The organism is Nonlabens sp. Asnod2-A12 (assembly GCF_045063745.1).
Classification (GTDB): domain Bacteria; phylum Bacteroidota; class Bacteroidia; order Flavobacteriales; family Flavobacteriaceae; genus Nonlabens; species Nonlabens xylanidelens.
Window position 1 is genome coordinate 1,733,891 of sequence record NZ_JBEFOB010000003.1, and the last position, 19,375, is coordinate 1,753,265.

At 35.3% G+C, this 19,375-nt stretch carries 23 protein-coding genes; 14 read left to right on the forward strand and 9 right to left on the reverse strand.

Annotation, left to right across the window (positions count from 1 at the left end; translation table 11 throughout):
• The 3 genes from rodA to ACJJVJ_RS07975 are packed head-to-tail and all read left to right on the forward strand — an operon-like array spanning nt 1 to nt 2,832.
• On the forward strand, nt 1–1,278 hold the full coding sequence (gene rodA, locus ACJJVJ_RS07965) for a rod shape-determining protein RodA (protein WP_104514613.1): 1,278 nt from the start codon (nt 1–3) through the stop codon (nt 1,276–1,278).
• Between the two features lie 21 nt (nt 1,279–1,299).
• Nucleotides 1,300–2,127, forward strand: coding sequence for a hypothetical protein (locus tag ACJJVJ_RS07970; RefSeq protein WP_405369807.1), 828 nt, complete (start codon nt 1,300–1,302; stop codon nt 2,125–2,127).
• Nucleotides 2,128–2,178: 51 nt separating this feature from the next.
• Nucleotides 2,179–2,832 carry an O-methyltransferase gene (locus ACJJVJ_RS07975; protein ID WP_405369808.1) on the forward strand — a complete coding sequence of 218 codons (654 nt, stop codon included), beginning with the start codon at nt 2,179–2,181 and terminating at the stop codon, nt 2,830–2,832.
• Here the strand turns inward: ACJJVJ_RS07975 and ACJJVJ_RS07980 are convergent.
• From ACJJVJ_RS07980 to ACJJVJ_RS08010, 7 genes are all read right to left on the reverse strand, one after another.
• Nucleotides 2,815–3,387, reverse strand: a complete 573-nt coding sequence (locus ACJJVJ_RS07980; protein WP_405369809.1) for a phosphatase PAP2 family protein — start codon at nt 3,385–3,387, stop codon at nt 2,815–2,817. The genes ACJJVJ_RS07975 and ACJJVJ_RS07980 overlap by 18 nt on opposite strands.
• Nucleotides 3,388–3,663 (reverse strand): twin-arginine translocase TatA/TatE family subunit, encoded by a 276-nt coding sequence (locus ACJJVJ_RS07985; RefSeq protein WP_211289264.1) that lies wholly within the window; start codon nt 3,661–3,663, stop codon nt 3,388–3,390.
• Nucleotides 3,664–3,705: 42 nt separating this feature from the next.
• Nucleotides 3,706–4,524, reverse strand: a complete 819-nt coding sequence (locus tag ACJJVJ_RS07990) for a hypothetical protein (RefSeq protein ID WP_405369810.1) — start codon at nt 4,522–4,524, stop codon at nt 3,706–3,708.
• A gap of 83 nt (nt 4,525–4,607) precedes the next feature.
• On the reverse strand, nt 4,608–6,905 hold the full coding sequence (locus ACJJVJ_RS07995; protein ID WP_405369811.1) for a M1 family metallopeptidase: 2,298 nt from the start codon (nt 6,903–6,905) through the stop codon (nt 4,608–4,610).
• A 62-nt stretch (nt 6,906–6,967) separates the two neighbouring features.
• Nucleotides 6,968–7,537 (reverse strand): DUF6702 family protein, encoded by a 570-nt coding sequence (locus ACJJVJ_RS08000; protein WP_105023090.1) that lies wholly within the window; start codon nt 7,535–7,537, stop codon nt 6,968–6,970.
• Nucleotides 7,538–7,613: 76 nt separating this feature from the next.
• Nucleotides 7,614–8,165 carry a hypothetical protein gene (locus tag ACJJVJ_RS08005; RefSeq protein WP_405369812.1) on the reverse strand — a complete coding sequence of 184 codons (552 nt, stop codon included), beginning with the start codon at nt 8,163–8,165 and terminating at the stop codon, nt 7,614–7,616.
• The gene (locus tag ACJJVJ_RS08010) at nt 8,155–9,033 is read right to left on the reverse strand and encodes a carboxypeptidase-like regulatory domain-containing protein (RefSeq protein ID WP_405369813.1); all 879 of its coding nucleotides are present in this window, start codon (nt 9,031–9,033) and stop codon (nt 8,155–8,157) included. The genes ACJJVJ_RS08005 and ACJJVJ_RS08010 overlap by 11 nt, the downstream gene beginning before the upstream one ends.
• Before the next feature lie 118 nt (nt 9,034–9,151).
• Here ACJJVJ_RS08010 and pepE point away from each other — a divergent pair, with 118 nt between their 5' ends.
• Genes pepE through ACJJVJ_RS08055 form a run of 9 tightly spaced genes read left to right on the forward strand, consistent with a single transcriptional unit; the run spans nt 9,152 to nt 14,585 of the window.
• Nucleotides 9,152–9,868 carry a dipeptidase PepE gene (pepE, locus tag ACJJVJ_RS08015; protein ID WP_405369814.1) on the forward strand — a complete coding sequence of 239 codons (717 nt, stop codon included), beginning with the start codon at nt 9,152–9,154 and terminating at the stop codon, nt 9,866–9,868.
• A gap of 24 nt (nt 9,869–9,892) precedes the next feature.
• Nucleotides 9,893–10,174, forward strand: a complete 282-nt coding sequence (locus ACJJVJ_RS08020) for a GNAT family N-acetyltransferase (protein WP_348114676.1) — start codon at nt 9,893–9,895, stop codon at nt 10,172–10,174.
• A complete protein-coding gene (locus ACJJVJ_RS08025; protein ID WP_104514603.1) occupies nt 10,171–10,713 on the forward strand; it encodes a GNAT family N-acetyltransferase in 543 nt (180 codons plus the stop codon). Before ACJJVJ_RS08020 ends, ACJJVJ_RS08025 begins: the two co-directional genes overlap by 4 nt.
• Nucleotides 10,714–10,719: 6 nt before the next feature.
• Nucleotides 10,720–11,175 carry a GNAT family N-acetyltransferase gene (locus tag ACJJVJ_RS08030; RefSeq protein WP_104514602.1) on the forward strand — a complete coding sequence of 152 codons (456 nt, stop codon included), beginning with the start codon at nt 10,720–10,722 and terminating at the stop codon, nt 11,173–11,175.
• Nucleotides 11,172–11,861 (forward strand): M15 family metallopeptidase, encoded by a 690-nt coding sequence (locus ACJJVJ_RS08035; RefSeq protein WP_405369815.1) that lies wholly within the window; start codon nt 11,172–11,174, stop codon nt 11,859–11,861. Before ACJJVJ_RS08030 ends, ACJJVJ_RS08035 begins: the two co-directional genes overlap by 4 nt.
• A gap of 34 nt (nt 11,862–11,895) precedes the next feature.
• A complete protein-coding gene (locus ACJJVJ_RS08040) occupies nt 11,896–12,666 on the forward strand; it encodes a M48 family metalloprotease (RefSeq protein ID WP_405369816.1) in 771 nt (256 codons plus the stop codon).
• 9 nt (nt 12,667–12,675) lie between these two features.
• Nucleotides 12,676–13,497 (forward strand): DUF4241 domain-containing protein, encoded by an 822-nt coding sequence (locus ACJJVJ_RS08045; RefSeq protein WP_405369817.1) that lies wholly within the window; start codon nt 12,676–12,678, stop codon nt 13,495–13,497.
• A gap of 11 nt (nt 13,498–13,508) precedes the next feature.
• Nucleotides 13,509–14,159 (forward strand): hypothetical protein, encoded by a 651-nt coding sequence (locus ACJJVJ_RS08050; RefSeq protein WP_104514598.1) that lies wholly within the window; start codon nt 13,509–13,511, stop codon nt 14,157–14,159.
• Nucleotides 14,160–14,174: 15 nt separating this feature from the next.
• Nucleotides 14,175–14,585, forward strand: a complete 411-nt coding sequence (locus ACJJVJ_RS08055; RefSeq protein WP_405369818.1) for a hypothetical protein — start codon at nt 14,175–14,177, stop codon at nt 14,583–14,585.
• A 76-nt stretch (nt 14,586–14,661) separates the two neighbouring features.
• On the opposite strand, the gene ACJJVJ_RS08060 is transcribed toward ACJJVJ_RS08055, so the two are convergent.
• A complete protein-coding gene (locus tag ACJJVJ_RS08060; RefSeq protein WP_104514596.1) occupies nt 14,662–15,600 on the reverse strand; it encodes a mevalonate kinase in 939 nt (312 codons plus the stop codon).
• A 9-nt stretch (nt 15,601–15,609) separates the two neighbouring features.
• Nucleotides 15,610–16,665 carry a diphosphomevalonate/mevalonate 3,5-bisphosphate decarboxylase family protein gene (locus ACJJVJ_RS08065; protein ID WP_405369819.1) on the reverse strand — a complete coding sequence of 352 codons (1,056 nt, stop codon included), beginning with the start codon at nt 16,663–16,665 and terminating at the stop codon, nt 15,610–15,612.
• Nucleotides 16,666–16,837: 172 nt separating this feature from the next.
• Between ACJJVJ_RS08065 and ACJJVJ_RS08070 the strand changes: the two genes are divergently transcribed.
• Nucleotides 16,838–18,091, forward strand: a complete 1,254-nt coding sequence (locus tag ACJJVJ_RS08070) for an ABC transporter permease (RefSeq protein ID WP_405369820.1) — start codon at nt 16,838–16,840, stop codon at nt 18,089–18,091.
• A gap of 213 nt (nt 18,092–18,304) precedes the next feature.
• Nucleotides 18,305–19,309, forward strand: a complete 1,005-nt coding sequence (locus ACJJVJ_RS08075; protein WP_245890627.1) for a pseudouridine synthase — start codon at nt 18,305–18,307, stop codon at nt 19,307–19,309.
• The last annotated feature ends 66 nt before the right edge of the window (nt 19,310–19,375 follow it).

Below are 19,375 nucleotides of genomic sequence, written 5' to 3' on the forward strand. Positions count from 1 at the left end.
ATGGGGATAGGTGACAGACCCAAATATGACATAGCAGCCATATTAATATATACTGCATTAGTTTTTATAGGACTTTTTAGCATCTACAGTGCTGCTCCAGTATTAGAATACACCTCGATTACCGACATTAATCAAGTGTATGGAAAACAATTTTTATTTATAGGGGTTTGCGCCTTACTAATCATCATTATTCTAGCCATAGAAGTTAAGTTCTACGAGCAATTTGCAGGACTTATCTATGTAGTTTCCATGCTATCTCTAGCTGGTTTGTATATTTTCGGTAAAGAAGTAAATGGTGCCGTCTCTTGGTATCCTATAGGCTCATTCACCTTTCAGCCTAGTGAGTTTGCAAAGTTTGCTACCGCACTTGCCGTTGCAAAATTTCTGAGTCAGCTCAATGTTTCTCTAAAAAATGTTAGGGATTTTATGATAGTCGCAGGTATTATAGCACTTCCTGCCCTACTCATTGTGCCGCAACCAGACCCTGGTAGTGCATTAATCTACACTGCCTTTTTCTTTGCATTGCATCGTGAAGGTTTGTCCTTGTGGTATCTTAGTTTAGGAATTATCGCTTTAGCTTTATTCTTAGCAGCATTAGTGATCAATATATGGTGGATCATTTTAATAATAGTAGTGGTAGTAGCAATTATATATTTGCTTTCGCGAAAGCGGAAACACAACAAACGTCTTCCTAAACCAAGAATATATCTCTATGTAATTGCTACATTCATATGCATTGCTTACACCCTATCAACCAGTTACATTTTTAACAACATACTAGAAGACAGACACAGAAACCGAATTGATATCGTATTGGGTAGAGTACAAGATGATGCTGGTATAGGATATAACATTAATCAGAGCATGATTGCAATAGGAAATGGTGGCTGGGCAGGAAAACCACTAGAAGAAGCCACACAAACTAGAGGTGGCTATGTACCAGAACAACACACAGATTTTGTTTTTAGCGCTATAGGAGAGGTTTCTGGATTATTAGGTACATCGATCACCATTTTATTATTTATGTTCTTAATCTATCGCATAATTATCATGGCAGAGCGTCAGCGCAATCAGTTTGCACGTATTTATGGTTATGGTGTGGCAGGAATATTTTTCCTTCACTTTTTCGTTAATGTAGGTATGGTAATAGGTTTACTACCTACCGTAGGGATTCCATTACCATTTATGAGTTATGGTGGTAGTGGACTCATGGGGTTCACCATTTTATTATTTATCTTTATAAAACTAGATGCCCATAGAATGAGCTATGATCATTAATACTTCATAAAGACGAGCCATTTGAAATACTTAAAAATCTTTTTACACGTATCTATTGTTATCGTTCTTACATTAATTACTCAAGTAGGTGGCTTGATTTGGATAGCAGTTTTTGGGTACTTTAAATACAGAAAATCACTTTGGAATAAGAGAAAACGACTACTTAGTTTCTCGGTAATCTATTTGCTATGCGTGTTTTTCATAGTACCTATTCTAGCACCACTTAATAACAGAAGAGCACTACCTGTATTTAACGATCATATTGCACCTCATAATTTAGGTTATGTATTATTGTGCCGCAATTATGTACACGACGATCTCTACTATTTTATGGACTTTCATTCTGAGAGTTATTATTTAGGTATATCTGGGCAAAAAATGATTTATTTAGATGCAGGCTTCCCTTTTATAGATGGTTTTCCATTATTACCACATTTAAGTCATAATGATGGACGTAAAATAGACATCGCATTTGCCTATCAAACTAGCAAAGGTGAATCTACAGCATCTAACCCTTCACTACTCGGTTACGGAGTTTTTACCGAACCTTTAAATAAGACAGTTACACAAGCACAAAAATGCAAAGACGCTGGCTACTGGCAGTATGATTATGCTAAGTATTTAGGTTATAATACAGATGAAGATCTAGAAATAGATGGAGGTTTAACAAAATACATGATTATAGACCTGATGAACATGTTACCACCAGAAAAGATTTTTATAGAACCACACTTAATACCTAGACTAGAACTAGATCAAATTAAGCCATACATGAAAGGCATCATAAGATACCACGGTTGCCATGCCGTAAGACATGATGATCATATTCATATTCAAATATCAAAATAGGCCTAATCATTACATTCTTAGTTCGTAATTTTACATTTCAAAATTATACCCATGTTTTTCTTACCTAAAGATCTAGATAACTACATCGTCGCACACTCTGAAGATGAGCCACAAATTCTACAAGATCTTGCTAGAGAAACCTATCAAAAAGTATTACAACCTATCATGCTTTCTGGACCTTATCAAGGCCGTGTACTAAGTTTGATTTCTCATTTAAAAACACCTCAACGTGTTCTTGAGATAGGCACTTTTACCGGTTACTCTGCACTTTGCATTGCCGAGGGTATGCCTAATAATGGCGAGCTTATCACTATAGATATTAATGAAGAACTAGAAGATCTTGCTGCTGGATACTTTGCACGCTTTCGCGAAAGCGGAACCAACAACATAAACATAAATCAAAAAATAGGCGATGCGATAGAAATAATCCCACAACTAGAAGGGACTTTTGATTTAATTTTCATCGATGCAGATAAACCTAATTATGTAAATTACTTTCACCAGATTATGGAAAAGGTACATTCAGGAACCTTAATCATATCGGACAATGTTTTATGGCACGGGAAAGTCGTAGAAAATGTAAATAGCAAGGACAAATCTACCCCTGTACTATTAGAATATAACAAGTTGCTAAAGGAGGACCCAAGACTACAAACTGTGCTTCTATCTGTTAGAGACGGTCTTACTTTAAGTCGTGTGTTGTAATCTACTAGCTATCTTAAAAAAGATAAGAGAACACAACCAGCCTAGCAATATACCGACTAGCATTCCTACGGTAATATCTGCCGGATAATGAACACCTACAAAGATTCTAGAAAGCGCAAAGGTTGTGGGCCAGATGTAAAATAGGAAAATCCATTTACTCATTCCTTTTGATCGCAATGCTAGGACAACAAACGTGGTTACCGCAAAACTTACGGCACTATGACCAGACCAGAAACTAAAGTTACCTGGTTTTAATAATATCTGTATACTGTCCATAAGTACAGGCTCATTATTAGGACGTAATCGTTCTACTCCATTCTTAACAAGATTAGTCAGGCTTAAAGTTATAAAAACTACTAGTGGAACAGCTGTCATGGCAATAAAACTGACAGGTTTTTTAAAACTTTTAAAAAGTAAAAAAAAGAAGAAAATGTAGAGTAAAAACCAGTTTTCTATGTGAGTAACAAATAACCAAAAGCTTTTAAATTTACCTATAGCAAGTCCATTGATCCATCTAAAAATGTCCTGATCTACCTCTACAATAGATTGCCACATCTAGAACTTGCGTTTGATAGATCCAGAGTCTTCTATTTGATCTTTTACTTGCTCGATCTGTTTAGTGATTTCTTTTACGTCTTTAGTAAAACCGTGCTCGTCTGCACTTTTTGTAATTTCATTTTTAATGTCGTCAGTAGCGTTGCGTACCGTCTTCATAGCCTTACCTAAGCCGCGAGCAATTTCTGGCAACTTATCAGAACCGAAAACCAATATCACTACTAGGCCTACGATCATAAGCTCTGGTGTACTGATAAATAGTGGAATCATTTTCATAGTGCAAATATACGATAGGACTATTTTGAATTACGTTAAGAATTATAGATAATTAAATATCTCAAATGTTGTTGTACTTACTCCTGATTCTGTTTTTACAACTTCTCGAGAGCTAGGAAACTGATCTTCACGCAACGTATAAATAAAAGAGAAAGAGTTTTCTAAAGTAAAACCACTGGATGCTGCGATAAAATTTTCTCTAGTAATAGGCACATATCTAGTGTAGGGTACAAAATCTGGAAAAATAAGTAACCTTAAGACATCATTCATGTCTCTAAAAGGGTTGTTACTAAACTCGTATGTAAGCTCACTATACGCATCTACAGTAAAGCCATTAGCAGCAAGACTATTAATACGATCTACATTAAAATTTGCATTATAAGAGTACCTTAAATCTTCTGTTTGAGTAGAAATACCAGAAACGTCTGTAACCGTGGTGAGAACCCTATTAATTCTGTTTTGGGTATCGGTAAATAACTGCATCTCTACATCATCTCCATTAGAATCTGTAAAGTTTATAAAAACAAAATCTTCATCATAAGTGAAGTTATAAAGTAAGGTAGTTGCATCTACTTTAGTAATAGTCTCTAATCTATTATTAGAAGTATACTCGATATTATAAGTAATATTTGTGGTACCGGTAAACAATATTTGACTAATCAATGCATCGTTATTATAAACGATGTCTATGTTATCTGTCACATTATTAAATGTCCCTTGTGCTATTTGTATAGAACTTAATTCCATAAGGTTTGCAATAGGATCTACTATTTCATCCACATCACCTTGCTGGTCTAGTGATGGATCATCACAAGAAATAATTAATAAAGCACAAATAGTTACTAGCTGGAATAATTTCATACCGTAAAGATATTTGTTATTAAACACAAAAAAACCAGATTCATTGTGAATCTGGTTTTTAAAGTTATTATAAGAAGAAATTCTTATTTCTTCATTTGGTCAAACTTGCTTACTTCAACAGCAGCTGGCCATGTATTGTTAGATGTATCAACATCTGCAGTTTCTAGTTTAGGATCTATTACTATTTTAACGATTTCCTTAGTACTAGCTTTACTTAAACCTACTTCTTTATCATTAAGTCTCCAGATTTCTGCTGGGTGCGTTACTGTTTCAGAAGTACCGTCTGCATAAGTATACTCAATAATGATAGGCATTACTAGACCACCTGGCTTTACTACTTTAATTTCATAGAAAAACTTAGGAGATTTCATAGCTGCTCTTTCACTAGCTGTAAAGTTATCCATTAAGTAAGATTTTAATTCACCTACTACCTCAGAAGGCTCTTGACCTTTAAGAGATTCATTATAATCTTCACTACCTTCTTTTACCATGTAAACCATTTGTGGAATTCTGCTATCATCAATGTTCCTTTGCTTCTGTAAATCTTTCATAGCTTGGTTTTTCTCACTAGAAACATAATACTTATCTACAGATTCAATACCCATATCGTTAAATTGAGTTGTGTAGAACCATCCTCTCCAGAACCAGTCTAGATCCATTGCACTTGCATCTTCCATAGTACGGAAGAAATCTTCTGGCGTTGGGTGCTTAAACATCCATCTTTGAGAATACGTACGGAAAGAATAATCAAACAACTCACGTCCCATTACTGTTTCTCTCAAAATATTAAGTGCAGTACCTGGCTTACCATATGCGTTAGAACCGAACTGGTATGTATTTAAACCTTTACTCATAATAGGAGCAATGTATCGTTGATCACCAGCCATGTAAGGAACAATTTTTGCTGCTGGCCCACGTCTAGATGGATAAGCGTCTAATCCTTCTATAGAAGCTGGGTAATTCTCTCCCATGTCCTGCTCTGCAACGTACTGTACAAAAGTGTTTAAACCTTCGTCCATCCATGTCCACTGACGCTCATCAGAGTTTACGATCATAGGGAAATAGTTGTGACCTACTTCATGAATAATTACTGATATCATACCGAATTTTACACGGTCAGAATAGTTACCATCTGCATCAGGACGTCCATAATTCCAACAGATCATTGGGTATTCCATACCTTGATTCTTTGCATGTACAGAGATTGCTTTGTGGTAAGGGTAGTCAAAAGTCATTCTAGAATAAGACTTTAAAGTCTGTGCAACAGCCTTAGTAGACCATTGTTCCCATAAAGGATTACCTTCTGGTGGGTAGATAGAAACAGCCATGATATCCTTTCCTCCTACTTTTACTGCCATAGCATCTGCTACATAACGACGAGAAGAAGTCCATCCGAAATCACGAACATAATCTGCTTTAAGTTTCCATGTCTTAGTAGATTTAGAACCTGGCATCATAGCAAGCTTTTCAGCTTCTTGTTGTGTTCTAATAACTACTGGGTTTTCAAAAGATTTTTGTGCTTGCTCATAACGTGCAAGTTCAGTCTTAGAATAAACATCTTTACGGTTAGTTAATTTACCAGTTCCGTCTAGCCAGTGGTCAGCAGGTACTGTAATGTTTACTTCAAAAGTACCGAAAGGTAATGCAAACTCATCACGACCATAGAACTGGCTGTTTTGCCATCCTTCTACGTCATTATAAACTGCCATTCTTGGATAGAACTGAGCAATTACATAAGCTCTATGTCCGTCAGGAAATTGCTCATAACCACTACGGCCACGACCTTCTACGTGATTATTAATATTATAATCCCATTCTATATCAAATTCAAACTCTTTACCAGTTTTTAATTTTGATGGTAATTCAACACGCATCATAGTGTTGTTGATCATATACTTTAATGGGTTACCGCTTTTATCAAGAACCTTTAAAATATTGAATCCACCATCAAAAGGCTCAGAAAGATACTCACCTGCAAATCCACTAGGTTGCATGAACGGTTGTACACCACCACCTTCTATTAGAGGAGTTTTAGAATCTTTTGCACGCATATTTTGATCTAACTGTACCCATAGATAATCCAACACATCTGGAGAATTGTTAGTATACGTGATCGTTTCATAACCATAAATATGGTGATTCTCGTCATCTAATCTTATATCCATCTCGTAGTCAGCACGTTGCTGATAATACTGTGGTCCTGGAGCACCACTTGCACTACGGTATTGATTAGGGGTTGAAAATTCCTGATACAACTGTCGGAATTTGTTGATGTTAGCATGTTCTTCAGCCTTAGGCTCTTCTTTTGCTTCTTTCTCTTGTGCAAAAGAACCATAAGAAACAAGCATCATGCTGATAAACAATAGTTTAATAGCTTTCATGTGTTTGATTTAAATTAAGGTTTGCTAAATTAACAATTAAGAATAATTTAAAAAGGATTTAACTAAAACTTCACAGTATCAGTACCCTTATTTTTATCCATTAAAAGCGTGCGACGTTCTCCATTGATTTTTAAATGAACCAGATTCTTCTGTTCTTCAAACAATTCTAGAAAGGCATTAAACTTCATAGATACCTCTTTAGGCTCTTTTAAAGTAGGTATTTCTATGTAAAGCGCTATTTGATCTCCTTCATACTCGGCTCCTAAAAAGTTAATTTTTGAAACTTGATCGTTGATTTTAACCTCTAGCTTTTTATCCAGATAACTTTTAATTAATGGATATAAATCTTGTATAGTAGCATCGTCACCCAGTACTACCGGTGTTTCTATTCTTGAATTCAACACATCTTCTAAATCATCTATAAAAAATCTAGTAATCATTTGTAGACTTTTTGCGCTCTCGCTATAAGTTACATTAGACACTGAAATATAGTATTTGTGTAGATCGTTGTTGTTCTCGCTTTCGCGAAAGCGAGATATCTCTACTTCTTTTTCACTTGTACTATCTAATGAGAAAGAAGAAAGACTTAAACTCAATACTGATAATAACAATACAATTTTGAAATTTTTCATGCGCTATTTTTTATTGCGATAGAAATCTAACTAGATTCATGCCACAATCAAATGTTCTGGGGATTACTTCAAATGTTTAATTAAGAGGCGTTACTTCACCTAGATAAATACCATGAAAACGATCCCCATTTGCATCTATACCATCTATCTCTAGCGCATAACCTGTACGGAAAGGTGAAACACCTACAAAACCAGAAACTAGCTCTACACCTACATTTGTTCTCATAGAAGCATCATAATCTGTAAAATAAGTAATTACAGCATCTGCCACATCTTCTGTATCACCTATTGCATAAGTTCCTGACTGAAACTCTTGTTCTCTATTACCGTATAAATCTAGAGTAATAAGAAAACCTGTGCCGTCTAGCTGTCCATTATCTACAGTAATATTATCATCAACGATAAAGGTTCTTGTGTTAAAAACACCTGCCGTGGTGGTCTCAAGAACCTCACGATTAAATGCATCAAAAACATCAGTTGAATTTAAAGAATCTAGTCCGTAACAAAATGTGTTAACGGTAATTGATGGTCCGGTAGGCAGGTCGTCATCACTATCACAAGAAGTAGTGGTTATTAAAAATAGAGCTGCGATACCATAAAAGGCATTTCTTAATAGATTATTTTTCATTGCTTTTTTCTTTTACAGAAGGTGAGAATCCTTCTTTTTTTTCAGGGTAATTTTTCTTTTCTTTAAACAAAGTTACTTGATTTGAAAGGAATTGTAATAGATCTAATTCTCTTTCTGGCTCAAACATAGACTCATTAAGACCTTTATCCTTTGCAAAGTGCATAAATTCGTACAAATCTTTTTGTGGGATTTCTAGATAATTCAACAGATACTCTGTGCTGTATTTATTTTTCAAGACGTAAACATCAAATTCCTTTTCCGTTGTCTCTGGTGCAGAGCCTGTGTTTAAATTAAGTCCATCTAGAGTACCTAAGATAGCCATGGATACCAGTCCTCCTATTATATTTATCATATTAAATCGTGGTTGACTTTGTTTAAAAGCTTCGTTGCGTATAGCGTATTCTTCTGGTTGCTTAATTCGGTCAGAAAAAGTATTTTCTATACGATCTACTGCTCTAGTCTTTTGATTATAATCACTTACTTCATTTATTTTAGGATCTACATAAGGAGTTCTTTTTACATCTATTCTCATTAAACCATCGTCTAACACTACCTCATCTAGCTGGTTTACACCTTCATTTAATGAAATGGTTGCTTTTTTATTCTCCATAACCTTTGCAGTAATGATCAAAGAGAAAGACTCAAACTGCAATGCTTTAAAAGATATTTTATCTCCTTTTCTAGCATGTAAGAAAAAACCACCTTCTTTGTTACTTATGGTCCCCTCGAGCGATGCCTGATTAAAAACAGCTACACCTTCCAGTGGTTCATTAGTAACGCTATTAATAACACCTTGTATCTGTACACGTTCTTTTTGGGCGGTAGCAACACCACACGCAAGAATTAGAAGAAGTAATATATTTTTCATCTGGTAGGTTTATTATTGACTTAAAATAATGTCAAAAAAGATTAATACTAACAAAGAACGTACAATTAACCCTATCATTGCTAGAGTTTAACGATGTTTAACCTAGCAAACGCAATCTATGAGAAACATGATTATCGCAAGCACATCTACCATACACGGTAGTAGTTATCTTGCTTATTTACTACCAGATATACTCAAAGCCTTCAAAATAAACGATATAAAAAACCTTCTTTTTATACCATATGCCAGACCAGGCGGTATTCCTCACGACTCGTATACAGACAAAGTAAGAGAAGCTTTTAAAGACACCGGTGTTACTGTAAAAGGTATTCATGAATATGAAAACACACAGGATGCTATTAAAAATGCACAAGCTATTTTTACTGGTGGCGGCAATACTTTTGTGTTAGTAAAAGCACTGCACGACCTTCATCTTATGGAAACATTACGCAAGCAAATTTATGCAGGCACATTTTACATAGGTACCAGTGCTGGTAGTAATATTTGTGGTTTAAATATGAGAAACACTAACGACATGCCTATAGTCATGCCAGCTAGTTTTAAAACAACAGGTGCCATAGGTTATAATATTAACGCACATTATCTAGATCCTGACACAGACTCTACACACATGGGAGAAACTAGAGAAGAACGTATCAAGGAGTTTCATTTTTACAATAATCTACCTGTTGTAGGACTAAGAGAAGGCAGTTATATAAGAGTAACTGATAAAGAAGAGTTGTTATGTGGTCCACATACCGCAAGAGTATTTACTAAAAACAATGAGGCTATAGAAGTAAACAGTGGTTATGATTTTGCCCAACTTTCAAATTGATTTAATTTTATATTTAAAATAATAATGACAACAATACAACATAACGAAAACGATTCAAGAGGCATTTTTTATCTAAAAGAAGACGACAAAACTATAGGAGAATTAACCTATTCTCTACAAGATAATGTAATGACCATAGACCATACCGAAGTAGAGCCTGCGCATGAAGGCAATGGATTAGGTACTAAATTAATCACAGAGAGTTATGAGTTTGCCAAAGAAAAAGGGCGCAAAATAAATCCATTATGTCCGTTTGCTGAAGTTCTATTTGACCAGAATGAGAGCTGGAGCGATGTAAGAATATGATTCTAAAACTAGAAACAGAACGATTATACCTACGTCCTTTTAAAAAGGAAGACGCAACATTTCTTTATGAACTTAACAGTGATGAAGAAGTGATGCGTTACACAGGTGATTTTGCCTTCGAAGATATAGAAGCCGCAAAAAAATTTGCCATGGACTATGTATCAAATCCGCAGGGGCAATTTGCTTTATTTAAAATGGGTAGAATGGCAGTTATAAGAAAAGAAGATAATGCATTTTTAGGTTGGTCTGGATTAAAGAAAAATGAAAAAGAAGGATATGTAGACATAGGCTACCGATTTATGAAAAAATATTGGGGAAAAGGCTATGCTACAGAGTCCGGTCTAGAAGTATTAAGGCATGCTTTTCAAGATCATAAAATAGAATATCTCGTTGCTCACGTGCATGAATTAAATTATGGCTCACAAATAGTGGCTCAAAAATTAGGAATGCAGCTCAATCATCGATTTCTTTGGGACGATAGAGAACCTGCTAGATTTTACAAAATTACTGCTAGCAATTATTTTAAAACGTTCAAGTAATTACAAATGATAGAAATATTACCAGTTACTGCAAGAGAAACCTTTCCTGTCAGACAGCCTGTACTTAGAAAAGGAAGACCCATAGAAGACTGTCACTTTTCTGGTGACGATCTAGGCACTACTTTTCATCTAGGTGCTTTTGAAAAAGATAAGATTATAGGCGTAGCCACCTTCCTCATGAATAAGGATGTACATCTAGAAGATATAAAAGATATCAAATTACACCATTGTTATCAATTAAGAGGTATGGCAGTTCTAGAAGTCGCACAAGGAAAAGGGATAGGTAAGAAAATATTAAAACATGCAGAGCAAATCCTTAAAGAACGCCACATAGAAGTTTTATGGTTTAACGCTAGAGTAAACGCAACGGCTTTTTATGAAAAGATGAATTATCAAATAGTCAGTGAAATATTTGACATTCCTGGTGTAGGAGAACATTATAAAATGATAAAAAAATTATGATACGACTATTATGTTGCATCTTATTGTTAGCAACCGCAACTACTTCTCAAATAGACCAAAAAAAATTAACCGGTCAGTCCCCTAATCCTAAAAACCTTCTAGAAAAAGAAACTCAAACTGCCTTTAATTTAATGAAAGCAGCGGCTGCAAAAGACGGCATTAACCTCACTGTTGTTTCTGGTTATAGAAGTTTTACTAGACAGACACAAATCTGGAATCGCAAGTATAAAAAACATGCAGCACAAGGTATGGAACCAGACGCTATTTTTGACAAAATCGTAGAATACAGTACTGTTCCAGGTACATCTAGACATCACTGGGGTACCGACATGGACCTAATAGACACTAACGCAACATATAGTGGTAGTGTTTTAGTACCGTCTAAATTTCATGGAACCGGTCCTTTTTGCAAACTTAAAGACTGGATGGAAAAACACAGCTCTGAGTATGACTTTGAACTGGTTTACACCATGAATGATAACCGCACAGGTTTTAAATATGAGCCGTGGCATTATAGTTATGTTCCGCTTTCGCGAAAGCGATACAACGACTATCTAACTACCATAGATTTAGTCTCTTTTTTAAGATCAGAGAACATCATGGGAATGGATAAGATAAGTGAAGAACGCATTAATCGTTATCTAGAAGAACACATTAAAGGTGTAAACCCTAAATTAAAAGACTGATTTAAGTAAATTAGTAGCTATTAAATCAACCATAATGAAACGCGGAGGAGGAAAAATCAGACTTTTTATAGGGCTTGCGATAGTGGCATTTGCCGTTATAAAATATTGCGGCAGCGCAGAAACTAATGAACATACCGGAGAAAAACAATATATAGATCTTACCGTAAATGAAGAAATCGCTTTGGGACTACAAGCGGCACCTAGCATGATACAACAACACGGTGGTCTTTATCAAAATCAAGAATATCAAAATATAGTAGATGCTGTAGGGCAAAAACTAGTACAGAGTAGTATAGGAAAAAGCACCGATTATCGATATGAATTTCACCTACTGGCAGACGAGCGTACGATTAACGCATTTGCTTTACCTGGTGGCCAGTGTTTTATCACCTATGCGCTTTATAGTCAACTAGAAAACGTAGATCAACTTGCTGGCGTTTTAGGACATGAGATAGGTCATGTAATTGCAAAACACAGCGCCGCTAGAATGAGCCAGCAAGGCCTAGCGCAAGGTGTGATTACAGGCGTTAGTGTCGGAACTGACGGTGGCGGCCAGGCAGCAGAAGCTATAGCACAAATGATTACCATGAAATATGGCCGCGATGACGAGTTACAGAGTGATCAATTAGGAGTACAAATGATGCTAGACGCAGGTTTTGATCCTTATGAAATGATAGGAGTTATGGAAATTCTTAAAGCTGCTGGCGGTCCTAATCGCACACCAGAATTTCAAAGTACACACCCTGATCCTGAAAACAGAATTGAACGCATTAAGGAGGCGATTGAATATTATAAGAAGAGTTAATGTGTTATTATGTATAAAATCCTTTTACTTCTTTTGTTTGTCTTTTGTACATCTTGTAAAAAAGACAATGAAAAAAATTTTAAATCAACTTCAATTGATTCAAAATTAAAGACAAACAACAAAATACAATCAATAAAAAACTCAACTGAGAATGATACTAAATTAAAACCTAAGACTCAGGCATATTCTTTAATTGATTATAATATATTTTTTGATAATAGTTTTGTTGACAAAACTCCTATTGAAATAGTTGAGATTGGAAACTTAAACCTACCTACTGGCAAAATAGTGGCGTGTGATGGGTTGATCTCTTCGAACTCTTCACCCTTTATCAAAACAGTGAAACCAGGAAGATACCCTGTTAAAATCTATGTTGCAAAGACAAAACAGTCAGGGGATCGAAATGCTATAGTACAAATCAAATTCAGTCATAAAAAAGCAATAAAATGGGTTATGGCCTTGACCGAAAATGAGAACATTAACGAGTTTAAAGACAAATATGATTATTTTGGATTCCCTGTTGATTCTGGACTAGGCGGCTTATTTGATTACCAAATTTGGCAAGAATATCAAGTGTTTGAATCTGATTTTTATAGAATTAATCCAAACAAAAATTTATATGACGATATTTTAGATAAAGAGTTCAAAAAAGAAGCAAACAAGAACAATTGGATAAATTTTCATATTCCTAATTCTAAATCAAACATAACTATGTTTAGTTCTGGTTACGGTGATGGCACTTATCCCTCCTTTTGGGGAATTGATGAGAAAGGAGAAATAGTGTCTCTAGTCATAGACTTTCTTGTGTTACTTACTCCTGAATACAAATAAACCACCACCTTATGAATATCATGTTAGAAAGCAATATAAAAATACTTTGGAATAATGCTGGTAAGTGGCAGTTTGAGCCCTATCACTATAATCCAGATCGTTACATTAATCCAGAGGCAAATCTATTTGTACACAATACATTTAGAACTCTAGATTTTATTTATGAAAAAGAGGCTCTAATATTAGAATTTCCTGATGGTCGTGTGGTAGATATATTAGAAGAATTCATTTCTAGTCATGGTAAAAATCTAATAATAAGGGATGGAACTATAAACCAATATGAAGGTACTCGAGACATCATTACTTTTTATGATGAGATGGGCTCTATGTTCCGTAAAGATTTGAGAAAATCGTGGCATAAATCTAACGTAGGTCGCAATACCGCTGCTTCTATTCTAGCACATGAGTTTATACATGCTTACCACGAGCAATTTGAATATGAGGCATACCGGGCTAGAAAGAATAAGAAATATCCTTTATGGAAGACTAAATTTCCTCACTTCCCTAATGATGAAGAAGTACTGGTTACTACAAATTTAGGTAATCAGGCAATTAGAAAAATAGGAGATGATGAGCGCACGCATTATAAACGCAATTACTATCCTACAATAAGTCCTATAACACTAGAACCTGCCATTCCAGATGGTGATGTCATTGTTTAAAAACCGTTGTTATTTATGAATGAAGAAATTTATATATCAGACTCCTTTGGAGATTTTAATGTTGTCGTAGAAGGAGATGAGCATAGTTTATGGGCCTACGTTTTTGAAAATGTAAACGAAGAATATCAAATTCTCTGTGACGGTTTTATATGCTCTCGCGGCCTTATTGTACAAAGTAATGAAGATGTAAAGACCTACATAGAAAAAGGCTCTCAACCACCTTTAATGGAAGAGTACGCATCTACAGTTGCTGTTCAAGAAAACCTATCACCTACTGATATTAGTATATCTATAAACATGGTAGAAATAATTGTAGAGGTTAAAAATATCCCTTTCTTAAAAATTGATTTTGAACACTTAAAGCCATATTCCAAAGCGGTTTCTAAAGATGGCCCTTATGGATTTGCATGGAGAGAAGAGATTTAATGTAAAATCTTAAAATGCTTTTAAACAAAAAACGCTCAACTTTTCAGTTGAGCGTTTTTTTATATATCGTTATTTCTTAAAAAGAATAAACAACTTCTAATTTATAATCTTCAAGTGTTTTTTCTGCTTTTTCTAAGTCTTCTGTAAATCCTAAGATGTAGCCACCACCACCAGAACCGCAAAGTTTCAAGTAATAATCACCAGTATCCAGACCTTGTTTCCATAAGTCATGAAATTGTGCAGGAATCATAGGTTTAAAATTATCTAATACTACGTGAGATAGTTTTTTTACATTCCCAAAAAGCCCTTTTACATCACCACTTAAGAAATCTTCAACACACATATCTGTGTATTTAACAAACTTATCTTTTAACATAGAACGGAAACCTTCTTGTTTCATATTCTCCATAAAGATGTTAACCATAGGCGCCGTCTCACCTACTATTCCAGAGTCTAAAAGAAAAACAGCACCTTTACCTGTCGCAAGTTGCGATGGTATCCCAGCTGGTTCTATATCTTCTTTAGAATTGATAAGAATAGGTAAACTTAAATAAGAATTTAATGGATCTAGTCCAGAACTCTTTCCATGAAAGAAACTTTCTATCTGACCGAAAACACCTTTTAAAGTCAATAACTTCTCTCTAGTCAGGTTTTCTAAAACTGTAATCTTATCTATAGCATACTTATCATAAACAGCAGCTACTAGCGCACCACTACTTCCTACTCCATACCCTTGTGGTATGCTAGAATCAAAGTACATTCCCGCATTCACATCATTCATAAAACTAGCGATATCAAACTTAGGAAAGCTTTGATCAGTTTCTTGAAGCGATTCAATATGTGTCGCTAGACGTTCTAGATTCTTATTAGATTGGGCAGCCGTATCGGTTAATGCGTCACTTATTTTTAACGCTCCCTTATAAAAGTTATAAGGAATCGAGAGACCTTTTGAGTCTTTAATAATGCCGTATTCTCCAAAGAGTAAAATCTTAGAATAAAATAAAGGTCCTTTCATATGACTAAGTTAGCACTTTTTTGCTCCTGTGCCTATCTGATCACAAATATAATGAGAGTTTTGGCAATATTTAGTCAATTTGTTGTTAATCAACCCATCGACAGCAGTTTTATGCTCGCTAGGATATAACATATGTACGTTTGCGCCTGCATCTAGAGTAAAACACACTGGTATTTGCATCTCTTTTCTAAAAGCCCAAATCTCTTCGATAATCGACAACGTATTAGGTTTCATGAGTATAAAATAAGGATGAGAAGTCATCATCATCGCATGTAAAGTAAGCGCTTCACTTTCTGTTATTTTAATAAAAGTAGCTAGATCGCCATCTTTTAACGCCTTTTTTAATATCGTTAAATTACTTTGTGCTTGCTCAAATCTTGCACTAGCATAAGCATGATCATTCATCAAATCATGACCTACTGTAGAACTTACCACCTTCTCACCTTTGTCTACTAACAATATAGTGTCCTGAAAATCTTGAAAAACAGGATGTAATAAGTCACTCTTATCAATTCCATAAAGATTAGAACTACCGTCTGTATCCACATGCTCACCCCATAAAACAGCAGCTCCTTTCAGGCTGCGACAGGCACTACCAGAACCTAGACGTGATAAAAAAGACATTTTATGATAATCTAAAGATGTACCAGTAAGCTCACTTTCAAAATCCATTACACAAGCACTCAACGCGGCCATACTACTCGCACTACTCGCTATCCCAGAACTGTGCGGGAATGTATTATGTGTGTCTATCTCAAAATGATAGCTGGTAATCCATGGACAATAGCTAGAAATACGTTCAAAATACGCTTTGATTTTAGGAGCAAACTCTGGCTTTTCCACACCATCATAACTTATACTAAAACCGTGTGTTCCCTTACTAGCTTTAACACTAGTAATGGTGCGACATGCATCGAGAGTAAAACTTATAGAAGGGTTTGCCGGTAGTTGTACACCATGTTTTCCCCAGTATTTAACTAGTGCAATATTAGAAGGCGCTTGCCATTTTGTAGTAAGCGATTCCTTTAATTCTACTTGATCTGTAAGTTTAAAATTCTCTTCCAATTGTCGATAGTATTTAAGATGCAAAGATAAGTTACCTAGTGCGTATAGAAGTTATTTGTGGTTCCGCTTTCGCGAAAGCGGAATTAATTCCAACAATTTTGTAACAAATTAGGTTCTTTTTTGTCCAATGAGAAAGCGTATTTTTAACCAGCTTAAAATTTAAAGTCAATCCATGCTCATTTATCTAAGAGTTTTAAAAGAAAGTTTCTTTTTTGCCATGAATGCATTGCGCACCAATTTGCTGCGTACTTTTCTCTCGCTTCTAGGTGTGACTATAGGGATATTTTCTATCATAGGTGTTCTCGCAGCTATAGATTCTCTAGAAAATGAAATCACTGACGGCCTAAGTTCCCTTGATATTTCTACTATTTATGTTTTAAATAGATCCTTCGGCCCTACAGAACTGGAGCGTTATGAATATGAAAAATTTCCTAATGTGTCTTATGATGAGTACCAGATGCTACAACGTAGTATGGATGACATAGACGCGATTACTTACACGGTTTTTGCCTCTCCAGAAAACATTAAATATGAAGACAAAACTGCTACCGGTGTAAACATCACTCCAGGTACGGAGTCTTTTTACGACATAGAAAACCTTAAATTAAAGGAAGGGCGTTTCTTTAATGGAGCCGAATCAAATAGTGGTAGTCCTGTGGCTGTAATAGGCAGTGAGGTCGCCTCTAGCCTATTCGGTGATAGCGACCCTATCGGTAAACGTGTTAGGTTATATGGAAATAAATTTACCATAATAGGTGTATTAGAAAAAGAAGGTCAGGGAATTATGGGCCCTTCTAAAGATGGTAGTGCTTATGTACCGGTTAATTTTGTACGTAAAATTTATGGTGACAATAATAAAAACAGAACTGCTGCTCTTATTTTAAAACCTAAAAAAGGAGTCGACCAAGATGAATTTATCGCAACCTTTGAACAGCAACTACGTTCTTACAGAGGTTTAAAACCAGATGAAATTACTAATTTCTTTATCAATCCTTTAAAAGGCTTTGCAGATTTAATAGACCAGGTTACAAGTGTATTAACTTTTATAGGAGTCATTATAGCAGGTTTTTCTATGCTAGTAGGTGGTTTTGGTATTGCAAACATCATGTTTGTAAGTGTTAAAGAACGTACGAATTTAATAGGTATTCAAAAATCACTGGGTGCCAAAAGACGTTTTATCCTTTCTCAATTCTTATTTGAATCTATTATTCTAGCACTTTTTGGAGGTCTCTTTGGACTACTATTTGTCTGGCTGGGTACACTACTAGCAAATTCCATGGCAGATGATTTTACCTTTGTACTCTCTTCTTATAACGTTCTTTTAGGTACTAGTGTAAGTGCTGGCATAGGCCTAGTGGCAGGTATTATCCCTGCGTTTATAGCTGCAAGACTAGATCCTGTAGAGGCTATAAGAACTGGAATGTAGATTCTAGGCCTTTAATTATTATATAAAGAAGAATAGGTTTTCACCACATTCATTACCTATTCATATGCTCGTTAAATCGCATGAGAATCACGTGTTAAAAACGATTGATTTTCATGTTTTTATATACGCTAAATATGGCCATTTAAAGACGTAAGAAATAGTCTATTATAATTTGAATTTCATGTTGATATTCAAATAACTAAAAGTCTATCTTTGCAAAAAATTTTTAATACGATGAGTAGAGGTAACGAAGGATCAAAAAGTAAAGGTAGCGGTCGCCGTGATGGCAAAAGCGCTGGTGCTTCAAAAGGTAATGATAGACGTAATGACAGACCATATAGCGATAAAGGAAAATCTTCTTCTCGCGGTAAAGGATCTAACGACCGTCCTACTACTCGCGGTGGTAAAAATCAGGTAGTAGGAACATCTCGTTCTGGAAAACCTGTTACTAAAAAAGAATACATAGATCGCAAAAAAGCAGAGAGCTTTACTAAAAGAAAGACAGACAAAGCTGGTACAAGACTTAATAAGTACATCGCAAATTCTGGCCTATGCAGCCGTCGTGATGCAGATATTTATATAAAAGCTGGTAGTGTAAGTGTAAACGGTAAACCTGTAGTAGAAATGGGTTATCAGGTAATGCCTGGTGATGAGGTACGTTTTGATGATAGACCTATACAACCATCTAAAAAGGAATACTTTATTCTTAATAAACCTAAAGGATTTAATTCACCTCGTAAAGGAGAACGCTCTAGTAGAACCGTTCTAGACCTTATGGAGAGTGCGAGTCCTAACAGTCTTCACTTTGTAGGTAGACTAGGTAGAGCATCTTTAGGTATTATGTTATTTACTAACGATCTTGAGTTAGCAAACAAACTGAACAATCCTAAACAAAAACTACGTAAAATTTATCAAGTTGCCCTAGACCGCAGTTTTAAGCATGAAGACTTAATGCAATTACGTAACGGTATTCTTATCGATCGTGAACCGATAGAAATTAAAGAAATCAACTACGTAGAAAACGGTAAAAATAACGAGATAGGAATAGAAATACACAGTGGTAAAGACAACATCGTACAACGTGTATTTGAAGCGGTAGGTTATGAAGTTAAAGTTCTCGATCGCGTTGTTTTAGGTGGGCTTACTAAGAAGGATTTACCGCGAGGTCATTACCGTAAACTTAAAGATCAAGAAGTGATCAATTTGAAGATGATCTAATGATTATTTAACACACCGTTAACTTTTACTAATTTACATTTGATCCCTTTTAAGCTCTAGCTTTTA